The 19,459-nt window shown below is 38.2% G+C and carries 22 protein-coding genes; 10 read left to right on the forward strand and 12 right to left on the reverse strand.

What is annotated here, in order from left to right:
- Positions 1–69 precede the first annotated feature (69 nt).
- Positions 70–621: a GNAT family N-acetyltransferase gene (locus tag AC07U8_RS15170; protein WP_096734789.1), complete on the forward strand. Its 552-nt coding sequence runs from the start codon at positions 70–72 to the stop codon at positions 619–621.
- Between the two features lies 1 nt (position 622).
- On the opposite strand, the gene AC07U8_RS15175 is transcribed toward AC07U8_RS15170, so the two are convergent.
- The 3 genes from AC07U8_RS15175 to AC07U8_RS15185 form a co-directional block, all read right to left on the reverse strand.
- Positions 623–994 (reverse strand): hypothetical protein, encoded by a 372-nt coding sequence (locus AC07U8_RS15175; RefSeq protein WP_004717237.1) that lies wholly within the window; start codon positions 992–994, stop codon positions 623–625.
- Positions 995–1,223: 229 nt separating this feature from the next.
- Positions 1,224–2,123, reverse strand: coding sequence for a tyrosine recombinase XerC (locus AC07U8_RS15180; protein WP_314336273.1), 900 nt, complete (start codon positions 2,121–2,123; stop codon positions 1,224–1,226).
- Positions 2,124–2,203: 80 nt separating this feature from the next.
- Positions 2,204–3,163, reverse strand: a complete 960-nt coding sequence (locus tag AC07U8_RS15185; protein ID WP_494738213.1) for a M28 family peptidase — start codon at positions 3,161–3,163, stop codon at positions 2,204–2,206.
- A 139-nt stretch (positions 3,164–3,302) separates the two neighbouring features.
- Here AC07U8_RS15185 and rlmH point away from each other — a divergent pair, with 139 nt between their 5' ends.
- The 4 genes from rlmH (at position 3,303) to AC07U8_RS15205 (ending at position 6,318) form a co-directional block, all read left to right on the forward strand.
- Positions 3,303–3,785, forward strand: a complete 483-nt coding sequence (gene rlmH, locus AC07U8_RS15190; RefSeq protein WP_004717243.1) for a 23S rRNA (pseudouridine(1915)-N(3))-methyltransferase RlmH — start codon at positions 3,303–3,305, stop codon at positions 3,783–3,785.
- A gap of 126 nt (positions 3,786–3,911) precedes the next feature.
- Positions 3,912–4,688, forward strand: coding sequence for a dioxygenase family protein (locus tag AC07U8_RS15195; RefSeq protein ID WP_494738214.1), 777 nt, complete (start codon positions 3,912–3,914; stop codon positions 4,686–4,688).
- A 166-nt stretch (positions 4,689–4,854) separates the two neighbouring features.
- Entirely contained in the window at positions 4,855–5,625 is a 771-nt protein-coding gene (locus tag AC07U8_RS15200; RefSeq protein WP_494738215.1) for a DUF4377 domain-containing protein, read from the forward strand.
- A 276-nt stretch (positions 5,626–5,901) separates the two neighbouring features.
- A complete protein-coding gene (locus AC07U8_RS15205; protein ID WP_004823181.1) occupies positions 5,902–6,318 on the forward strand; it encodes a DUF4377 domain-containing protein in 417 nt (138 codons plus the stop codon).
- A 79-nt stretch (positions 6,319–6,397) separates the two neighbouring features.
- Here the strand turns inward: AC07U8_RS15205 and gdhA are convergent, their stop codons facing one another.
- Positions 6,398–7,741, reverse strand: coding sequence for an NADP-specific glutamate dehydrogenase (gene gdhA / locus AC07U8_RS15210; RefSeq protein WP_004823182.1), 1,344 nt, complete (start codon positions 7,739–7,741; stop codon positions 6,398–6,400).
- Positions 7,742–8,086: 345 nt separating this feature from the next.
- Here gdhA and AC07U8_RS15215 point away from each other — a divergent pair, with 345 nt between their 5' ends.
- Together AC07U8_RS15215 and nth are read left to right on the forward strand one after the other, a co-directional pair.
- Positions 8,087–8,890, forward strand: coding sequence for an RnfABCDGE type electron transport complex subunit B (locus tag AC07U8_RS15215; RefSeq protein WP_004823183.1), 804 nt, complete (start codon positions 8,087–8,089; stop codon positions 8,888–8,890).
- Positions 8,887–9,564, forward strand: coding sequence for an endonuclease III (nth, locus tag AC07U8_RS15220; protein WP_034612511.1), 678 nt, complete (start codon positions 8,887–8,889; stop codon positions 9,562–9,564). The genes AC07U8_RS15215 and nth overlap by 4 nt, the downstream gene beginning before the upstream one ends.
- Positions 9,565–9,682: 118 nt before the next feature.
- Here nth and AC07U8_RS15225 read toward each other — a convergent pair whose 3' ends face one another.
- The 5 genes from AC07U8_RS15225 to AC07U8_RS15245 form a co-directional block, all read right to left on the reverse strand.
- Entirely contained in the window at positions 9,683–10,033 is a 351-nt protein-coding gene (locus tag AC07U8_RS15225) for an SH3 domain-containing protein (protein WP_494738216.1), read from the reverse strand.
- Positions 10,034–10,221: 188 nt separating this feature from the next.
- On the reverse strand, positions 10,222–10,437 hold the full coding sequence (locus AC07U8_RS15230) for a hypothetical protein (protein WP_494738217.1): 216 nt from the start codon (positions 10,435–10,437) through the stop codon (positions 10,222–10,224).
- A 91-nt stretch (positions 10,438–10,528) separates the two neighbouring features.
- Positions 10,529–11,182, reverse strand: coding sequence for an adenylate kinase (gene adk / locus AC07U8_RS15235; protein WP_004717260.1), 654 nt, complete (start codon positions 11,180–11,182; stop codon positions 10,529–10,531).
- Positions 11,183–11,265: 83 nt separating this feature from the next.
- Complete coding sequence (locus tag AC07U8_RS15240) at positions 11,266–12,582, reverse strand: DUF445 domain-containing protein (RefSeq protein WP_004717262.1); 1,317 nt, start codon at positions 12,580–12,582, stop codon at positions 11,266–11,268.
- A gap of 61 nt (positions 12,583–12,643) precedes the next feature.
- Complete coding sequence (locus AC07U8_RS15245) at positions 12,644–13,183, reverse strand: hypothetical protein (RefSeq protein WP_004823189.1); 540 nt, start codon at positions 13,181–13,183, stop codon at positions 12,644–12,646.
- A 347-nt stretch (positions 13,184–13,530) separates the two neighbouring features.
- On the opposite strand from AC07U8_RS15245, the gene mrdA reads away from it, so the two are divergent.
- Positions 13,531–15,600: a penicillin-binding protein 2 gene (mrdA, locus tag AC07U8_RS15250; protein WP_494738218.1), complete on the forward strand. Its 2,070-nt coding sequence runs from the start codon at positions 13,531–13,533 to the stop codon at positions 15,598–15,600.
- A gap of 4 nt (positions 15,601–15,604) precedes the next feature.
- A complete protein-coding gene (rsmD, locus tag AC07U8_RS15255) occupies positions 15,605–16,153 on the forward strand; it encodes a 16S rRNA (guanine(966)-N(2))-methyltransferase RsmD (RefSeq protein ID WP_035371214.1) in 549 nt (182 codons plus the stop codon).
- 162 nt (positions 16,154–16,315) lie between these two features.
- Here rsmD and AC07U8_RS15260 read toward each other — a convergent pair whose 3' ends face one another.
- Positions 16,316–16,516 carry a hypothetical protein gene (locus tag AC07U8_RS15260; protein ID WP_494738219.1) on the reverse strand — a complete coding sequence of 67 codons (201 nt, stop codon included), beginning with the start codon at positions 16,514–16,516 and terminating at the stop codon, positions 16,316–16,318.
- A gap of 137 nt (positions 16,517–16,653) precedes the next feature.
- The gene (locus tag AC07U8_RS15265; RefSeq protein WP_494738220.1) at positions 16,654–17,274 is read right to left on the reverse strand and encodes a hypothetical protein; all 621 of its coding nucleotides are present in this window, start codon (positions 17,272–17,274) and stop codon (positions 16,654–16,656) included.
- A 375-nt stretch (positions 17,275–17,649) separates the two neighbouring features.
- On the opposite strand from AC07U8_RS15265, the gene AC07U8_RS15270 reads away from it, so the two are divergent.
- Positions 17,650–18,411, forward strand: coding sequence for a 3-oxoacyl-ACP reductase (locus AC07U8_RS15270; protein ID WP_494738221.1), 762 nt, complete (start codon positions 17,650–17,652; stop codon positions 18,409–18,411).
- A gap of 149 nt (positions 18,412–18,560) precedes the next feature.
- Here AC07U8_RS15270 and sucD read toward each other — a convergent pair whose 3' ends face one another.
- Positions 18,561–19,451 (reverse strand): succinate--CoA ligase subunit alpha, encoded by an 891-nt coding sequence (gene sucD / locus AC07U8_RS15275; RefSeq protein WP_494738222.1) that lies wholly within the window; start codon positions 19,449–19,451, stop codon positions 18,561–18,563.
- Positions 19,452–19,459: the final 8 nt, after the last annotated feature.

The raw sequence follows: 19,459 nt of genomic DNA on the forward strand, positions 1-19,459 counted from the left end.
GAGGCAATGCGTTAACAATTATCGCCCTTTTCTATCTAAGCAGTGCTTTGATCAGGATGTTTAATAAAAATGATTTATGAATTATGTACAGATCGTCTTTTACTTCGACAATGGCAAGCTTCTGATTACGATGCATTTGCAAAAATCACAGCAAACCCTGAAGTGATGCAATTTTTCCCCAAAATTTTAAATCGTGAGCAAAGTGACGAACTGGCAAATCAGATTAAATATTTAATCGAAATCAAAGGCTGGGGACTTTGGGCCGTTGAATTGATTGAAACTCAAGAGTTTATTGGGTGTGTGGGACTACATCAACAACCCTCAAAATTTGAATTTTCACCATGTATAGAAATTGGCTGGCGACTTGATCCAAAATTTTGGAATAAAGGCTATGCAACTGAGGCAGCTCAAGCATGTCTAAGATTTGCATTTGAAGAACTGAATTTTCAAGAGATTGTTGCATTTACAGCTAAACATAATCTTGCTTCGCAAAATGTCATGAAAAAAATTGGAATGAGCTTTTCTCATGACTTTCTACATCCTGATTTTGATGAGCACCATCCACTACATGAAGAGAAGCTCTATCGAATTCAAAAACAAGATTTTCAATTTGAGTATTGAACTATTTCGCCATGCTTGCTAAAAAATCGCGATGAATATGGCTTAAATCAATCAAATCTTGATTTTTGAGCTCCAGCACTTGCCAAATCTCAATAAAGTCTTCTTTTAAGTCAATATGATTAGACACTGTTTGAGCCGCTTGCCATTGTTGGTCTGATATCCATAAATAGGTCTGATTGGTTGCGGTATTTACAGCTTGAACTTTACCCTCAGCATTGATACCCAATACTTTTCCTTCTTGCGGTAAAGTTGCCTCAATTTTGGGGAGGCTGAATTCTACAAAATGTTTAATTTGACGTAAGCCATAGCCCTTAAAAATTTCTTTTTGAGCGTCAGTCAGTTGCTTATATTTTTGTTCAAGTTCAGGGATCATTGAAAGACCTAATTTTTTTGCAAAATTGAATCAATAGAAATGTATTGAATAAATACCAAACCTAGATATACATGAGAGCATTTTTAAAAACAATTATCTATTCGACTTTTTTCTGTGCTAAATGTGTTTAAGCACTGTGCATTTTATCAAAAAACCAACAGTGCTTCTCAACAGGTCTATTCGCTACAAAATACAAAGATCAACGCTTAATAAAGCCTTATATTCAAGGTCAATTTTTTATTTTCGATGCAGCAGCTCTCGGATGCGCTTGATCATAGACTTGTGCCAGATGATCAAAATCGATGTGGGTATAAATCTGTGTAGTGGTTAAATTGCTATGTCCTAGCATTTCTTGCACTGCACGCAGATCTCCACTATTGGATAACATATGACTGGCAAAGCAGTGACGTAATAAATGTGGGTGTAAATCAACATTTACCCCTGCACGTAGTGCTTGGTATTTGACTCGATTTTCAATCTGACGTGGGCTAATACTTGTGCCGCGTTGAGTAATAAATACCAAAGATTCAGGGCTAAATTCCCCCTGCCAGATTCGATAGATTTTTAACCATTCAATCAGACTGTCTCTCGCTTTAGAGCCGAAAGGTACGATTCGAGTTTTATTCCCCTTACCCGTAATACGCAATAAATGACGGGTAAAATCAATATCTCGTATGGTTAAACTTTGCACTTCTGCCAAGCGCAAGCCACTGGAATAGAGCAATTCCAGAATAGCCTTATCTCGTAACCACAACTGCTTCTCGATTGGCTTTTCAGGTTCGGGCTGATCCATGATTTGATTAACCGTTTCAATATCGATCATCCCTGGTAATGGTCGAGCTTGCCGCTTTATCTGAAAATCATCCGCGGCATTGATTTCTAAATAACCACCTTGTTTGGCCCACTTCATAAACTGACGAATTGAAGTTAAATGTCGTTGTAAACTACTGGTCGAAAGCTGATCTTTTTCAACCCGATAAGCTACATACTCTCTTAAATCTGCAGCTTCGACTTGTTTTAACTCAATCTGCTTGTCATAACAAAAATCAATAAAGTTGGATACATCTCGAAAATAAGCATCTAAGGTATGTACCGATTGATTCTGTATTTTCCGATCCTTAATCCACATCGAGAGCAATTGCATTGCACCGTATTGCATAAGCTCTCCTTTGATCAAAATAGCAAATGATATAACCAGATTGAAAAATATCAGTCTTGTAAAACTGTATACACCACACCATTGATGACTTCCGCCATCTTATTTAAATTGAGTTTTTCAACAGTATCCTCTTGGGTATGATAATGCTTATTTCTAAAAAAAGCCGTATCTGTGATCATAATAGCAGGGATATCGAAGCGCCAATAATTCAAATGATCTGAGAAATCCACGCCTTGTACAAATGATGGCGCTATCAATCTTTGACAATCAAGGCGTTTTAACGCTTTCATGGCATCACAATATTTTTCGCCCAAACCACGTGAAGTGAAATTACTCACTGCGCCAATAAAATTTCCATGTTTGGGATAAAACAAAGCTAATCCCGATGGATAATCCTGAACATTTTTATGGTCAAAATATCCAATCATTTCCAAAATATACACCGCTTGAATTTGATCTTTTTGTTTTAAAATGGATTGTGCATGAATATAACTCCCCATATGTTCAGTACGGAAATACGGAGGTTCTTCCAATGTATAAAAGACAAAATCAACATTCTGTTTAAGACTGGCCTTATTGGCTGCTAAAATTCGCGCAATCTCTATTAGCCCCACCACACCAGAAGCATTATCATCAGCACCTTTGAAATTCCCATAAACATCATAATGTGCACCAACAATCACTTTTTTGGCATGACCCATTTGTAAGTGACAGATTACATTTCGATAGGTTTTGCCTTTGACTTGATAAGGCTGGTATTCACAAGGAATCGCAAACTGTTCAAGTTGTTGTTTAATGAATGCCGCAACTCGATCGAGCTCTTGAATATTTTGATAATTTCGAAACGCTTGGGGGTGAATCATTTGTTGTAAATAACTGTTTAAACGATCAGGTTCAGCTTGCTGATCATAGCGTTGTTCTGCTGCGACACTCCCTGTTGAAAGCCCACAGCTGAGCAATATAATAAAAAGATAGTTTAAATTTAAAAAATTTGGATAAGCTATTTGCATGTATAAATCCAATTAAAAAGCGTGTTGGTATAGCTATAATTTAAAAAAACAGCAATTAGACATTCAGTTCTTGTTGTACGCCTGAGAATAACCAATATCGCGCTATAATGATGCAATTACCACGTTAGAAATTGTTAATATGAAAATCCGTATTCTGACCATTGGTCAAAAAATGCCTGCTTGGGTATTAACTGGTTTTGAGGATTACTTCAAAAGAATCCAACCTTTTGTACAGACGCAAATTATTGAACTCCCGATGGCAAAGCGTGGCAAAAATGATTCCGAAGCAGATATTTTAAAATATCGCCAAATTGAGGGCGATAGTATTCTCAGCCAACTGAAACACAATGAAGTATTGATTGCACTTGAAGTAGGCGGACGTGAATTTAGTACTGAAAAGCTGGCTGAAACCATGAAAGGTTGGATGCTTGAAGGTTATGATGTTGCACTGGCCATTGGCGGACCAGATGGGCATTCTGAAGCGGTGCGAAAAGCTGCTGCTTGGCACTGGTCACTGTCAAAACTGACTCTACCCCATCCATTGGTTCGGGTTATGCTGATTGAACAACTTTATCGTGCGATGAGTATTAACCATAATCATCCGTATCATCGTGCTGGCTAGTCATATAATTGGGCAAAAGTTGCATTGTTGAAACAGTCTGTTGAAATAAAAGGCTTATTGAGAGCATACATTTTAGCTAGAATGGGCAATTCACGCTGTATTTAATGATCATTTAGGCACAAAGATATGAACTTACAAACACTCCCAGGTTTATTCATTTCACATGGCTCTCCCATGCTTGCGCTAGATCCTGAACAAGTCGGTCCTGCACTACATCGTCTTGGTCTAAATTTGCCAAAACCACAAGCCATCGTGGTGATGTCTGCCCACTGGGAAAGTGAGGCTTTAGAAGTCAATACAGGTGTACGCCCTGAAACATGGCATGACTTTCGTGGTTTTCCTCAAGCGCTGTATGAGATTCGCTATCCCGCACCAGGAAATCCTGAATTGGCGGAAGAAATTCTACATCTCTTGGCTGAAGCTCACCTCCCTGCACATGCAAATAGTACTCGACCTCGTGATCATGGTGTATGGATGCCTTTATTACATATGTATCCTGAGGCAGATATTCCAGTCATTGAAATTTCTTTACCGATGAATATGCATGCTGATCAAATCTACCAAATTGGTCAAGCACTTGCCCTACTCCGTGAAAAACAAATTTTATTGATTGGTTCAGGCAGTATCACTCACAATTTAAGAGAATTGTCATGGAACGGCAAAGATGAGAATGTGCCTGAATGGGCATCTACATTTAGAAATTATGTGGTGAGCAAACTCAACCATAGTAATTATGATGCGGTATTGGAATGGGATAGCATTCCTTATCTACAGAAAAATCACCCAACACTTGAGCACTTTGCGCCTCTTTTTTTCGCCATGGGTACAGGCCATCGCTTTAGTATTGTGCACAGTAGTTTTTCAATGGGTGCGCTAGGTATGGATATTTATCGTTTTGACTAAAGAACCTGATTGATCAAAATTCAGCAGAAATGATAACAATTTGTTAATTATTGTTTAACTTTTAGTTATATGGATACATATTGAAACCGAATTAATAAATTGTATCCATATCTTTTAGTGTTTCATGGTTTATCCTATGCATAGTTTTTTAAAACGTGAATAGAATATGAAATTCAAATATTTAGCATTAGCTGTACTTCCTTTAGCCCTAGCGGCTTGCCAATCTGGCGATATTCAAAAATTGGGTGATACCGCTGTGAAAGTATTACAACAACAAGGTAATGCAGAGCAAACATTAAATGCTTATCAATGGTCTTATCAACCAGCAGATACCAAACAACCTATCGTACTTAATTTTGCAGACCAACGTCTAAGTGTTGCGACTGGCTGTAACCGACTAATGACCAGTGCAAAAGTTGAAAACGGTTTATTAGTTACAGGCAATATTGCATCAACCAATATGATGTGTTCTCCTGAATTAATGAAACAAGAAAGTTTTGCTGCTGCATTGTTCCAATCAAATAAAACAGCATTTGTACTCGATACAGCAAACACTGAAAGCCCAACGCTTACTTTGGTAAACGCGACAGGTGGTAAAGTTGTATTTACAGGTAAAATGACACCTGAAACTAAATACCAAAGCCAAGGTGAAACAATTTTCTTAGAAATCGGCCCAGAAACTAAAGAATGTTCTGCTGGTGTAAGAAAAATGCAGTGCTTACAAGTACGCGAAATCAAATATGCTGACAATGGTGTAAAAACCCAAGTAGATAAAGATTGGACATATTTCTATGACCAAATCGAAGGCTTTACTCATAGCCCTGCTGAGCGCCAAGTGGTTCGTGTAAAACGTTATGAGATTAAAAACCCTGCTGCTGATCAGTCTAAATACGCTTATGTACAAGACATGATTATCGAACGTGAAACTGTAAAATAATTGTATAGAAAAGCTGAAGTTGAACTTCAGCTTTTCTTTGTTTAACTATTTATAAACACCTAGATTTAAATCAGTTTTATGCTTTTTCAATCAGACTATCAAAACATTTCTATCTTAAACTTTGCATCTTTATTTTAATCGATGCAGAACATCTAATATTGAACAATAATTAAAAAAAGCAGTGAATATATACACTCAATAATAGAAACTTAACAATCCATAGTGATTGCAGCAAAGCTCATTTTTTAATACAGCAAGATCGATAAAGGTAAAATCATGAATCACAAATTAAGCATTGCACTACTCTTACCGTTGCTCGTCATGGCATGTAGCCAAGAATCCACAACTCAAAAAGTTCCAACGCCTGCATCTATAGAGACCCAAGTTTCAAATACAGCAACTCAACCACAAATTATTTTTTTAGAGGTCAGTCCTGAAACTCGACCTTGTACTGGTGTTGCACCACAAACCTGTCTTTTAGTCCGTGAATTAACATTGAGCGAAACTGGTCAAAAGAATTATACTGAGAAAGAAGCGAGTTATTTTTATGACTCTATTGACGGCTTTACCCATAATTCAAAGTCTACTCAAATTATTAAGGTCAAACGCACAGAAATTGCCAATCCTGCAGCTGATCAGTCTCAATACCAATATGAACTCGACTCAATTGTTGAAACCATTCCGAGCAAATAAGCTTGTCGCTGTTTTTTAAATCGCTCAAATAAAAAACCGATGCAAAAGCATCGGTTTTAAGTTCAAAATCAAACTGAGATTAGAACACGCCTTGCGCTAACATTGCATCGGCAACTTTAACAAAACCAGCAATATTTGCACCATTTACATAGTTCACTGTGCCATCAGCTTGAGTACCGTATTTCACACAGTTACGATGAATTTCTTTCATAATTGCATGTAAGCGCTCATCCACTTCTTCAAATGTCCACCCCAAACGAATCGAGTTTTGTGACATTTCAAGACCAGAAGTGGCAACACCACCTGCATTAGATGCTTTACCAGGTGCATAAAGAATTTTTGCTTCTACAAATTTTTCTACAGCTTCTAGTGTTGAAGGCATATTGGCACCTTCAGCAACACAGATTACACCATTGGCAAGCAGTACATCTGCATCTTCTTCATTTAATTCATTTTGCGTTGCGCATGGCAATGCAATATCACACTGAATTGACCAAGGGCGTTGACCTTCTAAATATTCAAACCCGTGTTTTGAAGCAAACTCAGAAATACGTCCACGTTTTACGTTTTTAAGTTCCATCACTTCAGCAAGAAGCTCATTAGTAAAGCCATTTTTTACATGTACTGTACCGTTTGAGTCAGATAATGAAACCACTTTCGCACCTAAGTACATGGCTTTTTCTGCAGCAAACTGCGCAACATTGCCCGAACCTGAAATCACCACAATTTTATCTTTAAAGCTTTCACCACGAGTTTTTAGCATTTCTTCAGCAAAATAAACTGTACCAAAACCTGTTGCTTCTGGGCGAGCCAAAGAACCACCGAATGATGAACCTTTACCCGTAAATACACATGAAGTGTCATTACTGAGCTTTTTCATCATGCCCGCCATGTAACCTACTTCACGACCACCCACACCAATATCCCCTGCTGGAATATCAGTATTAGAACCAAGGTGACGGTAAAGTTCGATGATTAATGCTTGGCAAAAACGCATGATCTCGCCGTCTGATTTGCCTTTCGGATCGAAATCAGAACCACCTTTACCACCGCCCATAGGCAGTGTGGTCAAGGCATTTTTAAACGTCTGCTCAAAACCTAAAAATTTTAAAATAGAGAGATTTACAGATGGGTGAAACCGCATGCCGCCTTTAAATGGACCAATAGCAGAATTATATTGAACACGAAAAGCACGGTTAACTTGAGTTTGACCCTTGTCATCTACCCATGAAACACGGAATTGAATCGCTCGTTCTGGCTCAACAAGACGTTCAAGCAAACCGTGCTCAGCATACTCTGGGTTTTTCTCAATAAATGGCCACAAACTGGTCATAACTTCTTCCACAGCTTGTAAAAACTCTGGTTGATTTGGATCACGTGCTTTAACGTAATTTAAAAAGTCATTCAGGCTATTATATTTCAACGCTCATTCCTCAGCAGAAAATGATACAAAAAAGGTCAACCCTTTTAATAAAATGATAAATTTTGGCGCAAAGTATTTAATCCCTTTTGTATATAATCCACAACCTTTTTTCAAATGTTTTTTCAAATAATATTTAAATTCAATATGATAATTTCTAATCACCCCCAAATAAAATGTCAATTTGTTGGCGTTTTTAACCAAAAAATATTCGATATTTTGATCTAAATTAGCGCATTTTTAGCTCCAAATTAGAGCAAAGATTTTCACTACAAAACATGCTAAAATTGCAAAATATTCTTCGCTTTTACCAAGTATTTGTTCATTTTTCTTTAAAGTTTTATTCACATGAATTCATCGCTTTCCTTCATTCAGCAAATAGATGCCATTTTGCCACAAACACAATGTGGACTCTGTGGTCACCGTGATGGGTGTCTACCTTATGCAAAATCTATTGTAGAAAAAGGCGAAGAAGCCAATAAATGTGTGCCAGGTGGGCAACCTGTTGCAGATGCGCTTGCGGATATACTCAATCGTAATAAACTCATTGCTGAACCAAGTGTCTGGCCAATTCAAAGCGATGGCCGTCCACAACGCATGAAAGCCATTATTCGTGAAGATGAATGTATTGGTTGTACCAAATGCATCAGTGCTTGCCCTGTAGATGCCATTATTGGTTCTGGAAAACTGATGCATACTGTACTTACAGATCTATGCACTGGCTGTGAACTATGCATTGCTCCCTGTCCAGTAGATTGCATTGATTTAGTTGAAGACATTCAGCCTATTCCAAATGACGAACAACGTCTCTTAGAACAAAATGACTTACGTGGTCGTTACTATGCACATATTCAACGTGAAGAAAAGCAACGCATCCATCGTAAAGGCCCTGTGGTTCGTGCAGAAATCGACACTGAACTCTTTGCACAAATAACACAGCAAAGTCAGGCTTTACCTACCATTGAAATCAACCAACCCACAATAAAAAATCCAATTGTTACAGATGCGAAAACCACCATTGAATTGGCTAAGCTGCGGACTCAAATTAAAAAACTAGAAAAACAATTAAGTGTTCGAGCAGATGAAAATAAGCAACATCAATTAAATGAATTGATTCAACAGTTATCTGTTTTGCAAGAGGATGCATCATGACTGTAAAGAATATGACCAAAAAGCAGATTCAGATTTTCTTTGAACGATTACGTGAGCAACGCCCAAATCCTAAAACAGAACTCAATTACTCAAACCCATTTGAGTTGCTTGTCGCCGTTACCTTATCGGCTCAAGCCACAGATGTAAGTGTCAACAAAGCCACTGATAAGTTATTCCCTGTCGCCAATACTCCTGAACAGATTTATGCATTGGGTGTAGACGGTTTAAAGCAATATATTAAAACCATTGGTTTATATAATGCCAAAGCTGAAAATGTGATTAAAGCTTGTAAGATTCTCATTGAGAAGCACAATAGCCAAGTTCCAGACAATCGTGCTGATTTAGAAGCTTTACCTGGCGTAGGTCGTAAAACTGCCAATGTTGTACTAAATACCGCCTTTGGTCAGCCTACAATGGCTGTAGATACGCATATCTTCCGTCTTGGCAATCGCACTGGACTGGCAGTAGGTAAAAACGTGCTTGAGGTCGAACATCGTTTAATTAAAGTGATTCCAAAAGAATTTATTATAGACTCGCATCATTGGTTAATTTTACATGGCCGCTACTGCTGTATTGCACGTAAACCCAAATGCAATGAATGTATTGTGTCAGATGTTTGTAATTGGCCTGATAAATATGAGTTTGGCGCTGCACGCGAAGTCAAAACAAAGTAGCGAATAAACAAGAGATTTTAGCAAAGCATAATCATCGTTTAATTAAGATCATGCTTTGTCATTTTTCTAAGGAAGTTATTTTCTGAAGAAGCAGCTAGCATCTTAAAATAGTTCTCAATCAAATCTGACTTAATACCTCTAAGGGCACCCAACCAGACTGATCATCAGATAATCTGCTACACCAAATCCAGCCATTTAGTTGTTCTTGTCCAAGCAATAGATCGCCATGATCAACATTGAGTTCTTTCGCTGTGTAATCTGCGATTGCATAGCCTTGATGCTTATTGATCCATTCAATGATTTGAGTAGGAACCCACCCCTCTAATCCATTGTCGACTGTGCAGAAATACCAATTGTCCCAATTCTCCGAGCCTTGATACTTTTCGCCTATGTTTAGCAAAGTCCCCTCTGAAAAATGAATAGGCTCTAAATATTCGCTACGATGTGCTGCTATGGCAATCAATTTCATTTGGACAGTCTTCTTATAATATGAATGCTGTGAATTTAGCATGTAGACGGATAATCAAAACACTTAGAATTAATTGTTTACACATCTCAATTATACAAATTCATCAGTTAAATTCATCAATTTGGAAGAATGAAGCGCGATGATAGATAAGGATTAATTTATCCTCTGCATGAATCTCCCTGTTTATTTTACTTTTTATTTTCCAAATCTTTCTTTAAGTTTTCAAGCCGTTTCCACTCTTCAGCTACCTGTGGATGCACTTGGTAATTGCCTGATTTTCTCATTTCACGGCGTTGCTGAAGCTCTTCTTTTTGTGCTTTGCGTAGCAATTTAAAGCTCATATACAATAAGTCCAAAAGAAGCAATATACTCAAAATGACCAAGGCAATTAATACAAACTTCACTCTCTACGCCACTCTTGCAAAAAAAAAGAGACCTAATATGAATCAGGTCTCTGTTATTGTCAAAGCTTAAAAAAATGCTTTGAATGCGGTCTTATTTATCTAAAATCGCAAATAAATCTTTTTGGACATCTTCTATTGGACGTAAACCGTTCAATTTATTATAAGTCGGTGCATTTTCCCCAGAAGCTGCACGTCCTTGATAGAAACCAACAAGCTGTTCAGTTTCATTATGATAAGAGCCTAAACGCTTACGAATCGTTGCTTCTTCGTCATCTGGACGTTGCACAAGATCTTCGCCAGTTTCATCATCTTTACCTTCCACTTTCGGTGGGTTATAAATCGTGTGATAAACACGACCAGATGCTGGATGCTGACGACGACCAGAAAGGCGTTTTACGATTTCTTCGTCTGGTACTTCAATTTCGATCACATGGTCAATGCTAATCCCTTCGTTCTCTAAAGCCTCAGCTTGAGGAATCGTACGTGGGAAACCATCGAAAATACAACCATTTACACAATCAGGTTGTGCAATACGTTCTTTCACTAAACCGATAATAAGCTCATCAGATACTAAACCACCTGATTCCATTACACTTTTAGCTTTAAGACCTAATTCAGTACCTTCACGAATTGCAGCACGGAGCATATCACCGGTTGAAATTTGTGGGACATTGTAGCGCTTACAGATCAACTGAGCTTGTGTACCTTTACCTGCTCCAGGTGGTCCGAGTAATATAATGCGCATAAAAAAACATCCTCATTTAAAACAATATGTATGATACCGTTTGCCATGACAAATTAAAACTTATCATCGTAATGGCATCAAATTTATAAGAAAGCCACAAATAAATGTATTAGACCAGCAAAAAATCCAGTCACACCACCGAGTACAATCAAAATCCATTCGTCTTCCTGAAATGCAGGACGTAACAGGTTTTGAAACTCTTTTGGGGTTAACTCTCTAATCCGCTCTTTAAACATCTGAAAAATTTTCTGTGCACGGCTCGCATTAAACGCAGGGTCGCAAACAGGCACCATCGTAATTTCAATTGACCGATCAATCAAGTCTGTCTTGAGTTTTGCATACTCTTTTAGTCCTAAAGACAATTGTAAAGAGGTCCGAACCAATGGAGTTTCCATAATTTCGTTAATATGACGCTTTACAATACGACGGGTTTTTTCTTTCTTAGGACCATACATCATTTCAGTCATGATTGATTTTAACGTAATCAAATCTTCAGTCACGACACTTGCAAAAACATCTGACACTTCTTCTTGGCGTTTCATAAACGCACCCTGAACATTATAAGTGCCAATTCTTGGAATAACAGGTTTAATCCATGGAAATTTTCGATCTTTTGTCCGTTCAAAAAATTGGGGATAGCGTACGTAATGTGGCTCTACTGGGTTGAAAACCATCCAGATTGCAATCCAGTTGGTTAAAAAGCCCCAAACGGCTGCAAAGAAAGGTACCGTCCAATGTTGTGGTACAAAGACATACACAAACATTTGGAAAATACCAAAGAAACTCCCGATTACAGCACTAATATGCCAAATAAAGTTAATTTCTTTTTGCCCAACTTTTAAAAACATACGGACCATCAAACGGCGATCGCCTTCCATTTGAGTCACGACCATATCCCGCATATTGACCAGTGACTCGACGTTCATGGTCAGTTCGGTCACGAGTTCTCTTAAGACACCCGGCAATTGTTTATGCGCTTGACCATAAATTCGACGTTTAATCGAATAAGGTAAATTTTCCCACAAAACAGCATTACGATCTAACATCACCTCATCAATCAAATGCTCAAGCTCAAAACCAACTTGTTCACCGATAATCCGAGCCATATCTTCAGGGTCCATTGCATCTAAAAATTCACGCAAAGAACCCAGTTTGGATAATGTATTGTCTGTGATGATGCCTGAAATTCGCCCAGCTTTGCGTGGCACAATCCCTTGCCAACCCACGGGTAAGGGACCAATATGAAACCCCCAAAACGTGATTGGATAAAATACCATTTTCAGTGCCATCCAAACGTGTGCCCACGTTACAAAGGCTGTCACTGGGATGATACTTAAAATGGCAAGATGATCAGGTCGAGCTGTAAAAGCGTGCCACAAACCATTAACGTATTCCAACATGCATGACTCTCGTATTTATTTCTATTTGCGGTCGAAGGATATGGATAAAATCATAAAAACTTTAGAACCCGACACTTAAGGTATAAGCAAATTGTATTTGTGGACGAGTTTCCAGGACCATATCTCCATTTTTATTATGAAGTTCACTACCTGCACCCATCCCCACACTAAATGTACTTATACGCTCTTTATTCAATAAAACATAAGATAAATCGGCACCACCACCATATTGGACTTCATCACTTCCGTCCACTTTTTTACTTTTAAGTGTTCCGCCATAGACCCCAAGATAGAATCCATTTTTATCTTTACCATTTAATACTACAGGAATTCTATAGCCGACTTGACCAGCAAACTCATGGTCGCCATTATAAAAAACACCTAATTTAGTATACGCAATTCCATAAGGATTTACCCATTCACCATTCGCATGGACCATCTGTTGCGTTACACCCGCACCGATATTCCATTTAGAAGCATCTTCAGGCTTAAACTTTGCCTCTGGTAAAATTCCCTTCATATCTGGCAAATAATCTTTAACATCAGCATGCGCGAAATTTCCGACAGCTACTAACATTAATAAGGGAAAGATTTTTTTCATTATTTTCTCCATTATCCCTAATCTTAACTTAGGTCGAATCTATTTATCCTTAAGGCTCGACTTTAACAGAATTATTTTGGCACTCATATACAAAACGCTATAAATTTAATGTCGCTAAGGTCAAATCCATATAGGCTCTGTTGACAATTCCTCTATGTTTACAACGATGCGTATTTTTCAGGTGAAATGTCAACGGACCTTTATAAGGCATAACAAATTTGTTGCAGAGACTGAGTTAAAATATATTTTGATGAGTTATTTGTGTTTTTTAATTTTTAAGACTCAATCTGGGGTAAAATGTTTGACCCCTAAATTCACCCATCTTTAAGTACTAAAGCCGACGACGTATGAAGCAGCAGTTTCCTCTAAAAAATGTCCAACAAGAAAAACGCATCTTTCGTAGTCGTGTCTTTTTTGCGATTGGTATTGTTTCATTTTTTATGTGCCTTCTGGTTGCACGTTATGCTTATCTGCAAATTTTCCATCACCAAGAATTTAGTGAAGCATCAGATAAAAACCGTATTCGACTCCAGCCTATCGCACCAGCACGTGGCTATATTTATGATCGTAATGGGATTTTACTGGCAGATAACTACCCTGTTTTTACTGCAACCCTCAGCAAAGCCGATGTCGAAGATATAGATGATACGGTTAAGCGTTTAATTCCAATTTTAAATCTGAATCAAGAAGATATTGACCGTTTTAACAGTCGGATTAAAGCCTCTAAAAAAACAGAACGAGTCACCTTAAAGCTAAACCTAACAGAACAAGATATTGCGCGCTTTAGTGAAGTCAAGTTTCAATTTCCGGGTGTTGATATCGAAACACAAATGACCCGCTATTATCCACATGGTGAGCTATTTGCCCATGTTATTGGCTATGTGGGTCGTATTAACGATAAAGAACTCAAAGCAATTGATAAAGATAGTTATGCTGGAACCAACCTGATCGGGAAAATTGGTGTAGAAAAATCCTATGAAGATTTACTGCATGGTGTTCCTGGTTATGAATCGATTGAAGCCGATGCACATGGTAATGTCTTACGTCATTTAGGCCGTAAAGAGTCAACTCGAGGCAATGATTTATATCTTTCACTCGATTATGGTCTGCAAACCATTGCAGCAGAACAGCTTAAAGATCGTCGTGGTGCAATCGTCGCAATTGACCCACGTACTGGTGAAATATTAGCACTGGTGTCAAGCCCAAGTTTTAACCCAAACTTATTTGTAACAGGTATTGGACATGCAGACTATACAGCCTTGCGTGACAACCTAGATCAACCGCTCTATAACCGTGCAGTCCAAGGAACCTATCCTCCTGGTTCTACGATTAAGCCGATGGAAGGCTTAGGCGGTATTCACTTTAAGACGGTGGATTGGGGAACTGCAATTTCCGATCCTGGCTATTTCCATTTACCCGGTGATTCACATAAATTCCGTGACTGGAAAAAGACTGGACATGGCTCAGTCAACTTACATAAATCCATTGTGGTTTCTTGTGATACTTACTTCTATATCTTGTCTTACCAGATGGGTATAGATCGCATGAATGAATGGATGCGCCAATTTGGTTTCGGTGAAAAAACCGGAGTAGATTTACCAAGCGAAAGTACAGGTCTATATCCAAGTCCTGAATGGAAAATGCGTACCCGAAAAAGCAAATGGCTTAAAGGTGAAACCATTTCTGTCAGTATTGGTCAAGGTGCGTTTACCGCGACTCCATTACAACTTGCGATGGCAACAGCAATTACCGCCAACCATGGTGCACATGTCACACCGCATGTATTACGTGAATCCAAAGGGGCAAAAAAGCATGAAGTACTCAATGCCCCGACAGGAAAAATCAACTTCAGTGGTACTGATGAAGACTGGATTAAAATGCGTGATGCAATGGTTGATGTTATTCAAACAGGTACAGGTCGTGGTATTCGTACACCAATGTACCAAATCGCAGGTAAAACAGGTACAGCACAGGTCAAGAGTATTGCCCAAGGCAAACGCTATAATGAAGCTGCACTTTCAGCACGCCAGTTAGACCACGGTTTATTTGTTGGCTTTGCGCCTGCTGAAAACCCTGAAATTGCCATTGCTGTGATTTGGGAAAATGGTAAGCATGGTGGTTCTGCCGCCAAGATTGCTCGTCCTGTGTTTGATTACTGGTTACTGACTCGCAAAAAGAATCCAATTGTACCGCTTAACCATCAAGTCAGTGGTGGCTTAATGACAGCAGGCATCAAACCGGGTGAACTGCCAAGTGGTGATGTTTCACTTGCAGCCGATCCAAATGCCTTACCTAAACCGAAGCCAAATACACAGACCAATACGGCTAGCCAAAACCGTATACCAGCTCAAGGTCATAATACGACCACAGCTCAAACCACTCCTCCACCTGTACCTGAGGCTGATATCAGTGAATAATAAAGTGAAAAACCAATTACGTATTATTGGTGGAGAATGGAAACGTCGAGTTCTTCCTTTTGCTGATATCGATGGTTTACGTCCTACCCCTGATCGAGTGCGTGAAACATTGTTTAACTGGCTGATGTGGGATATTCAAAATGCCAAAGTCTTAGATCTTTGTGCTGGTTCTGGTGCTTTAGGATTTGAGGCACTTTCACGTGGTGCACGTCATGTCATCATGATTGAACCCAATGCCACGCAAGCTAAATTTTTAAAAGACAATATTCAGTTGCTTAAAGCTGAAAACTGTCAGCTGAAAATTCAAACAGCACAACAAGCCTTATCTAATTTAAATGAACAGTTTGATTTAATGTTTTTAGATCCACCCTATAGTTTAAATTTATGGGATGAATTGGCTCAAAAAGCGGATCAATACTTATCTGATCAAGCATTGATTTATGTAGAAGCAGATCGTGGCTTAAATCAACTGAATTTACCCTCAACATGGCAATTACAGAAACAAACCAAAGCTGGTGTAGTACAAGCAGGTTTATTTAAAAAAATAATCTAGGGTATTGCTTTCGTGTGGCATCCCCTACAAAAAAGGATAGTATTGCCTACACAAATATATTTAAACTTTCAATGTAAAGTGCAACAGTGCCACCCTACAAAAATAAAAATTAATTAAAAAAAATGGGCATACATTGCCCATTTTTATATTGAAGATAAAGAATTAACGCTCTTTCCAATTCCAGTCACGATCATTGCGATCTCGGTCATAACGACCATCACGACGCTGATCCCAGCGATGATCCGAATCATGTCGCTGATCATAACGACCATGACCACCGCGATGACCATCATCAAATGGTGCAACAATACAGCCAGTTAATGAAATAGCAACTACACCCAACACAATAATTTTGTTTAACATGATGACTCACCTCTTCATCTCATTTTGTTTAAGTTAGTCTTTTAATGTGTAGTGCTAAACAAGCTTATGTTTCAAGTTGTAGTATTTCCACCATGATTTCTTCATGGTAATAAAAATGATCGATAAGATATTTATGATTAATAGGTCAGCGTTCTAATCCAAAACAGACGCAATAATTGACCACGATCATAAGGAAAACTAGAGATGTATTCATAACCCACTTTGTTTAAAGCATTGATCTTAAATTCAATACCATAACCAAAAGAAAGATAAAGCTCACTTGACGCAGGATTATCATTTGAAGGATTGAGCAATGATGTCTTTAATTGTTGTACATTATAAGCAGTATAATTAAACACCCGAATACGCTCATTTTCATAAAATTTATTGGTTAAAATTGAATAATCTGCCAATTCATGCTCATGCTGTACTGCTAGCTTTTTTTGCAATTGATCTTGTTCAAAAAAAATATCATTTCGCTCAGTGATCATTTCAGTATCACTTAGGCTATTTTCTTGATTTTCAATTTTAAATAATTGCTCATCTTGCAATTGATCTGGTTGTCCTAATAATTCATCTTGATATTCCACAACTTGATTTTGTGCCTCTCCTGGCATAGGTGCCAGATCATCATAAGCATAAACATTTGAATTTATAAAAAATATATACATGACCATTAAATTGAGCAGGTAAATAGGTCGCATGTTCGGTCTAATCAGTTCATCATTTTTAGCGGAGTTATACCAATCATAAAACAAGATGGTTGTCTCCTCTATTTGTTTATAAGTCACTTAAATGTTCAGCCTAATTGTAGCCTACATATAGATCAGAATGGCTGAAGCACATCCAATATAAAATGCGTATCATTTTAATTATAGATAATATGATCAATATGTTAAACCAATCCACTATCATTCTGAGCCATCATTTCATCGATAGGATTTAAAAAGTTTAATTATTTGAATATTCATATGTAATTCATGCACTAAGATGCTTAAATTCCTCTAGATATTTTTTATATTTTCCATCTTGAGTCGGTGCAATTGATAAACTTTGTAACTCATCTCTCAATCGAAGAGTCTGATCGATAAAAGTGCTAAAATTAAATTGATATCAAATGAGTTGATTTGAACATGGAAATACGAGATCAAATTATTCTAGTGACTGGTGGCGCACGTGGTTTAGGACTTGCAATTACCCATGCTTTGATTCGTGAAGGCGCAAGAGTTGTAGTGAATTATTTCAATAGTGAAGAATCCGCACAACAACTTGCTAGGGAACATGCCGAACAGGTTTTTATTTACAAAGCAGATGTAACTGATGCAGATCAAGTCAACACGATGTTTAAAAAGGCAAAACTGCATTATGGACATGCAATCACCTCAGTAATTAATAATGCGCTATTGGCATTTAAATTTGATGGTGATCTACGTCCAAAAGTTGAAACGTTGAGCTGGCACAGTATGCAACAGCAATTGGACAGTGCAGTAAAAGCCGCTTTAAACACCACCCAAGCTGCACTAGAAGATATGAAAAAAGATCATTTTGGTCGAATCATCAATATTGGAACCAATCTTGTGCAGAATCCTGTGGTTCCCTATCATGATTATACTGCGGCTAAAGCAGCACTTTTGGCCTTTACCCGCACCACTTCACACGATTTAGGTCAATATGGCATTAATGTAAATATGCTTTCAGGTGGTCTATTACGTAAGACTGATGCCAGCAGTGCAACACCTGATCAAGTGTTTGATTTGATCGCTGCCTCTACGCCCTTACAAGAAGTCACCACACCTGAGCAGTTTGCAGATGCCGTGCTGATGTTTTTATCACCGTGGTCACGCGCTGTAACAGGACAAAATTTGATTGTGGATGGTGGTTTAGTCAAAGGCTAATCACAGATCACCCATCTTATATAAATTTCCTTTATCTTGATCACAAGATTAAACGCTAACCATCAAGAAGCGACAACCAATACTCTACAACCAATAAAAATGGGAGCCGATTGGCTCCCATTTTTTAGCTTAAAAATTTAAACTTTAAATTAAACTAAGCCTTTATTTTTTAAGACATCAAACATAGTTGAACCAAGTTCAGCTGGGCTACGCGTATATGCCATACCCGCTTTTTCAAATGCAGCAAACTTCTCTTCAGCAGTACCTTTACCGCCAGAGATAATCGCTCCTGCGTGACCCATACGCTTACCTTTAGGCGCTGTTACACCCGCAATATAACCAACAACAGGTTTAGTCACATTAGATTGAATATACTCAGCAGCTTCTTCTTCCGCACTACCACCAATTTCACCAATCATGATGATTGCTTCTGTTTGTGGATCTTCTTGGAAAAGTTTTAAGCAGTCAATTTGGTTCATACCTGGAATCGGATCACCACCGATACCAATACACGTAGACTGACCTAAACCAAGCTTAGTCGTTTGAGCAACTGCTTCATAAGTCAATGTACCAGAACGAGAAATGATCCCGATTTTACCTGGTTGATGAATATGCCCTGGCATAATCCCAATTTTACATTCGCCTGGTGTGATAATACCTGGACAGTTTGGACCGATTAAACGTGCATTATTACCATAAGTTTCAAGGTAACGTTTCGCTTTTAACATGTCTAAGGTTGGAACACCTTCGGTGATCACCACGATTAACTCAATACCAGAATCGACTGCTTCAACAATTGAATCCAGTACAAATGGTGCAGGTACATAAATTGATGTTGCATTTGCACCCGTTTCTTTTACTGCTTCACGCATTGTATTGAAAACAGGTAGACCAATATGAGTTTGACCACCTTTACCCGGTGTTACGCCACCAACTACTTTTGTACCGTATGCAATTGATTGCTCAGAATGGAATGTACCATTCTTACCTGTAAAGCCTTGTACCAATACTTTTGTGTCTTTATTAACTAATACGCTCATGATTGATA

The organism is Acinetobacter sp. GW821-FHT01E09, from assembly GCF_059422385.1.

Bases quoted from the DNA above. Each gene is read 5' to 3' on its own strand.
- AC07U8_RS15170 (WP_096734789.1), top strand. From the start codon at position 70: ATGATTTATGAATTATGTACAGATCGTCTTTTACTTCGACAATGGCAA.
- AC07U8_RS15175 (WP_004717237.1), bottom strand. From the start codon at position 994: ATGATCCCTGAACTTGAACAAAAATATAAGCAACTGACTGACGCTCAA.
- AC07U8_RS15180 (WP_314336273.1), bottom strand. From the start codon at position 2,123: ATGTGGATTAAGGATCGGAAAATACAGAATCAATCGGTACATACCTTA.
- AC07U8_RS15185 (WP_494738213.1), bottom strand. From the start codon at position 3,163: ATGCAAATAGCTTATCCAAATTTTTTAAATTTAAACTATCTTTTTATT.
- rlmH (WP_004717243.1), top strand. From the start codon at position 3,303: ATGAAAATCCGTATTCTGACCATTGGTCAAAAAATGCCTGCTTGGGTA.
- AC07U8_RS15195 (WP_494738214.1), top strand. From the start codon at position 3,912: ATGAACTTACAAACACTCCCAGGTTTATTCATTTCACATGGCTCTCCC.
- AC07U8_RS15200 (WP_494738215.1), top strand. From the start codon at position 4,855: ATGAAATTCAAATATTTAGCATTAGCTGTACTTCCTTTAGCCCTAGCG.
- AC07U8_RS15205 (WP_004823181.1), top strand. From the start codon at position 5,902: ATGAATCACAAATTAAGCATTGCACTACTCTTACCGTTGCTCGTCATG.
- AC07U8_RS15215 (WP_004823183.1), top strand. From the start codon at position 8,087: ATGAATTCATCGCTTTCCTTCATTCAGCAAATAGATGCCATTTTGCCA.
- nth (WP_034612511.1), top strand. From the start codon at position 8,887: ATGACTGTAAAGAATATGACCAAAAAGCAGATTCAGATTTTCTTTGAA.
- AC07U8_RS15225 (WP_494738216.1), bottom strand. From the start codon at position 10,033: ATGAAATTGATTGCCATAGCAGCACATCGTAGCGAATATTTAGAGCCT.
- adk (WP_004717260.1), bottom strand. From the start codon at position 11,182: ATGCGCATTATATTACTCGGACCACCTGGAGCAGGTAAAGGTACACAA.
- AC07U8_RS15240 (WP_004717262.1), bottom strand. From the start codon at position 12,582: ATGTTGGAATACGTTAATGGTTTGTGGCACGCTTTTACAGCTCGACCT.
- AC07U8_RS15245 (WP_004823189.1), bottom strand. From the start codon at position 13,183: ATGAAAAAAATCTTTCCCTTATTAATGTTAGTAGCTGTCGGAAATTTC.
- mrdA (WP_494738218.1), top strand. From the start codon at position 13,531: ATGAAGCAGCAGTTTCCTCTAAAAAATGTCCAACAAGAAAAACGCATC.
- AC07U8_RS15260 (WP_494738219.1), bottom strand. From the start codon at position 16,516: ATGTTAAACAAAATTATTGTGTTGGGTGTAGTTGCTATTTCATTAACT.
- AC07U8_RS15270 (WP_494738221.1), top strand. From the start codon at position 17,650: ATGGAAATACGAGATCAAATTATTCTAGTGACTGGTGGCGCACGTGGT.
- sucD (WP_494738222.1), bottom strand. From the start codon at position 19,451: ATGAGCGTATTAGTTAATAAAGACACAAAAGTATTGGTACAAGGCTTT.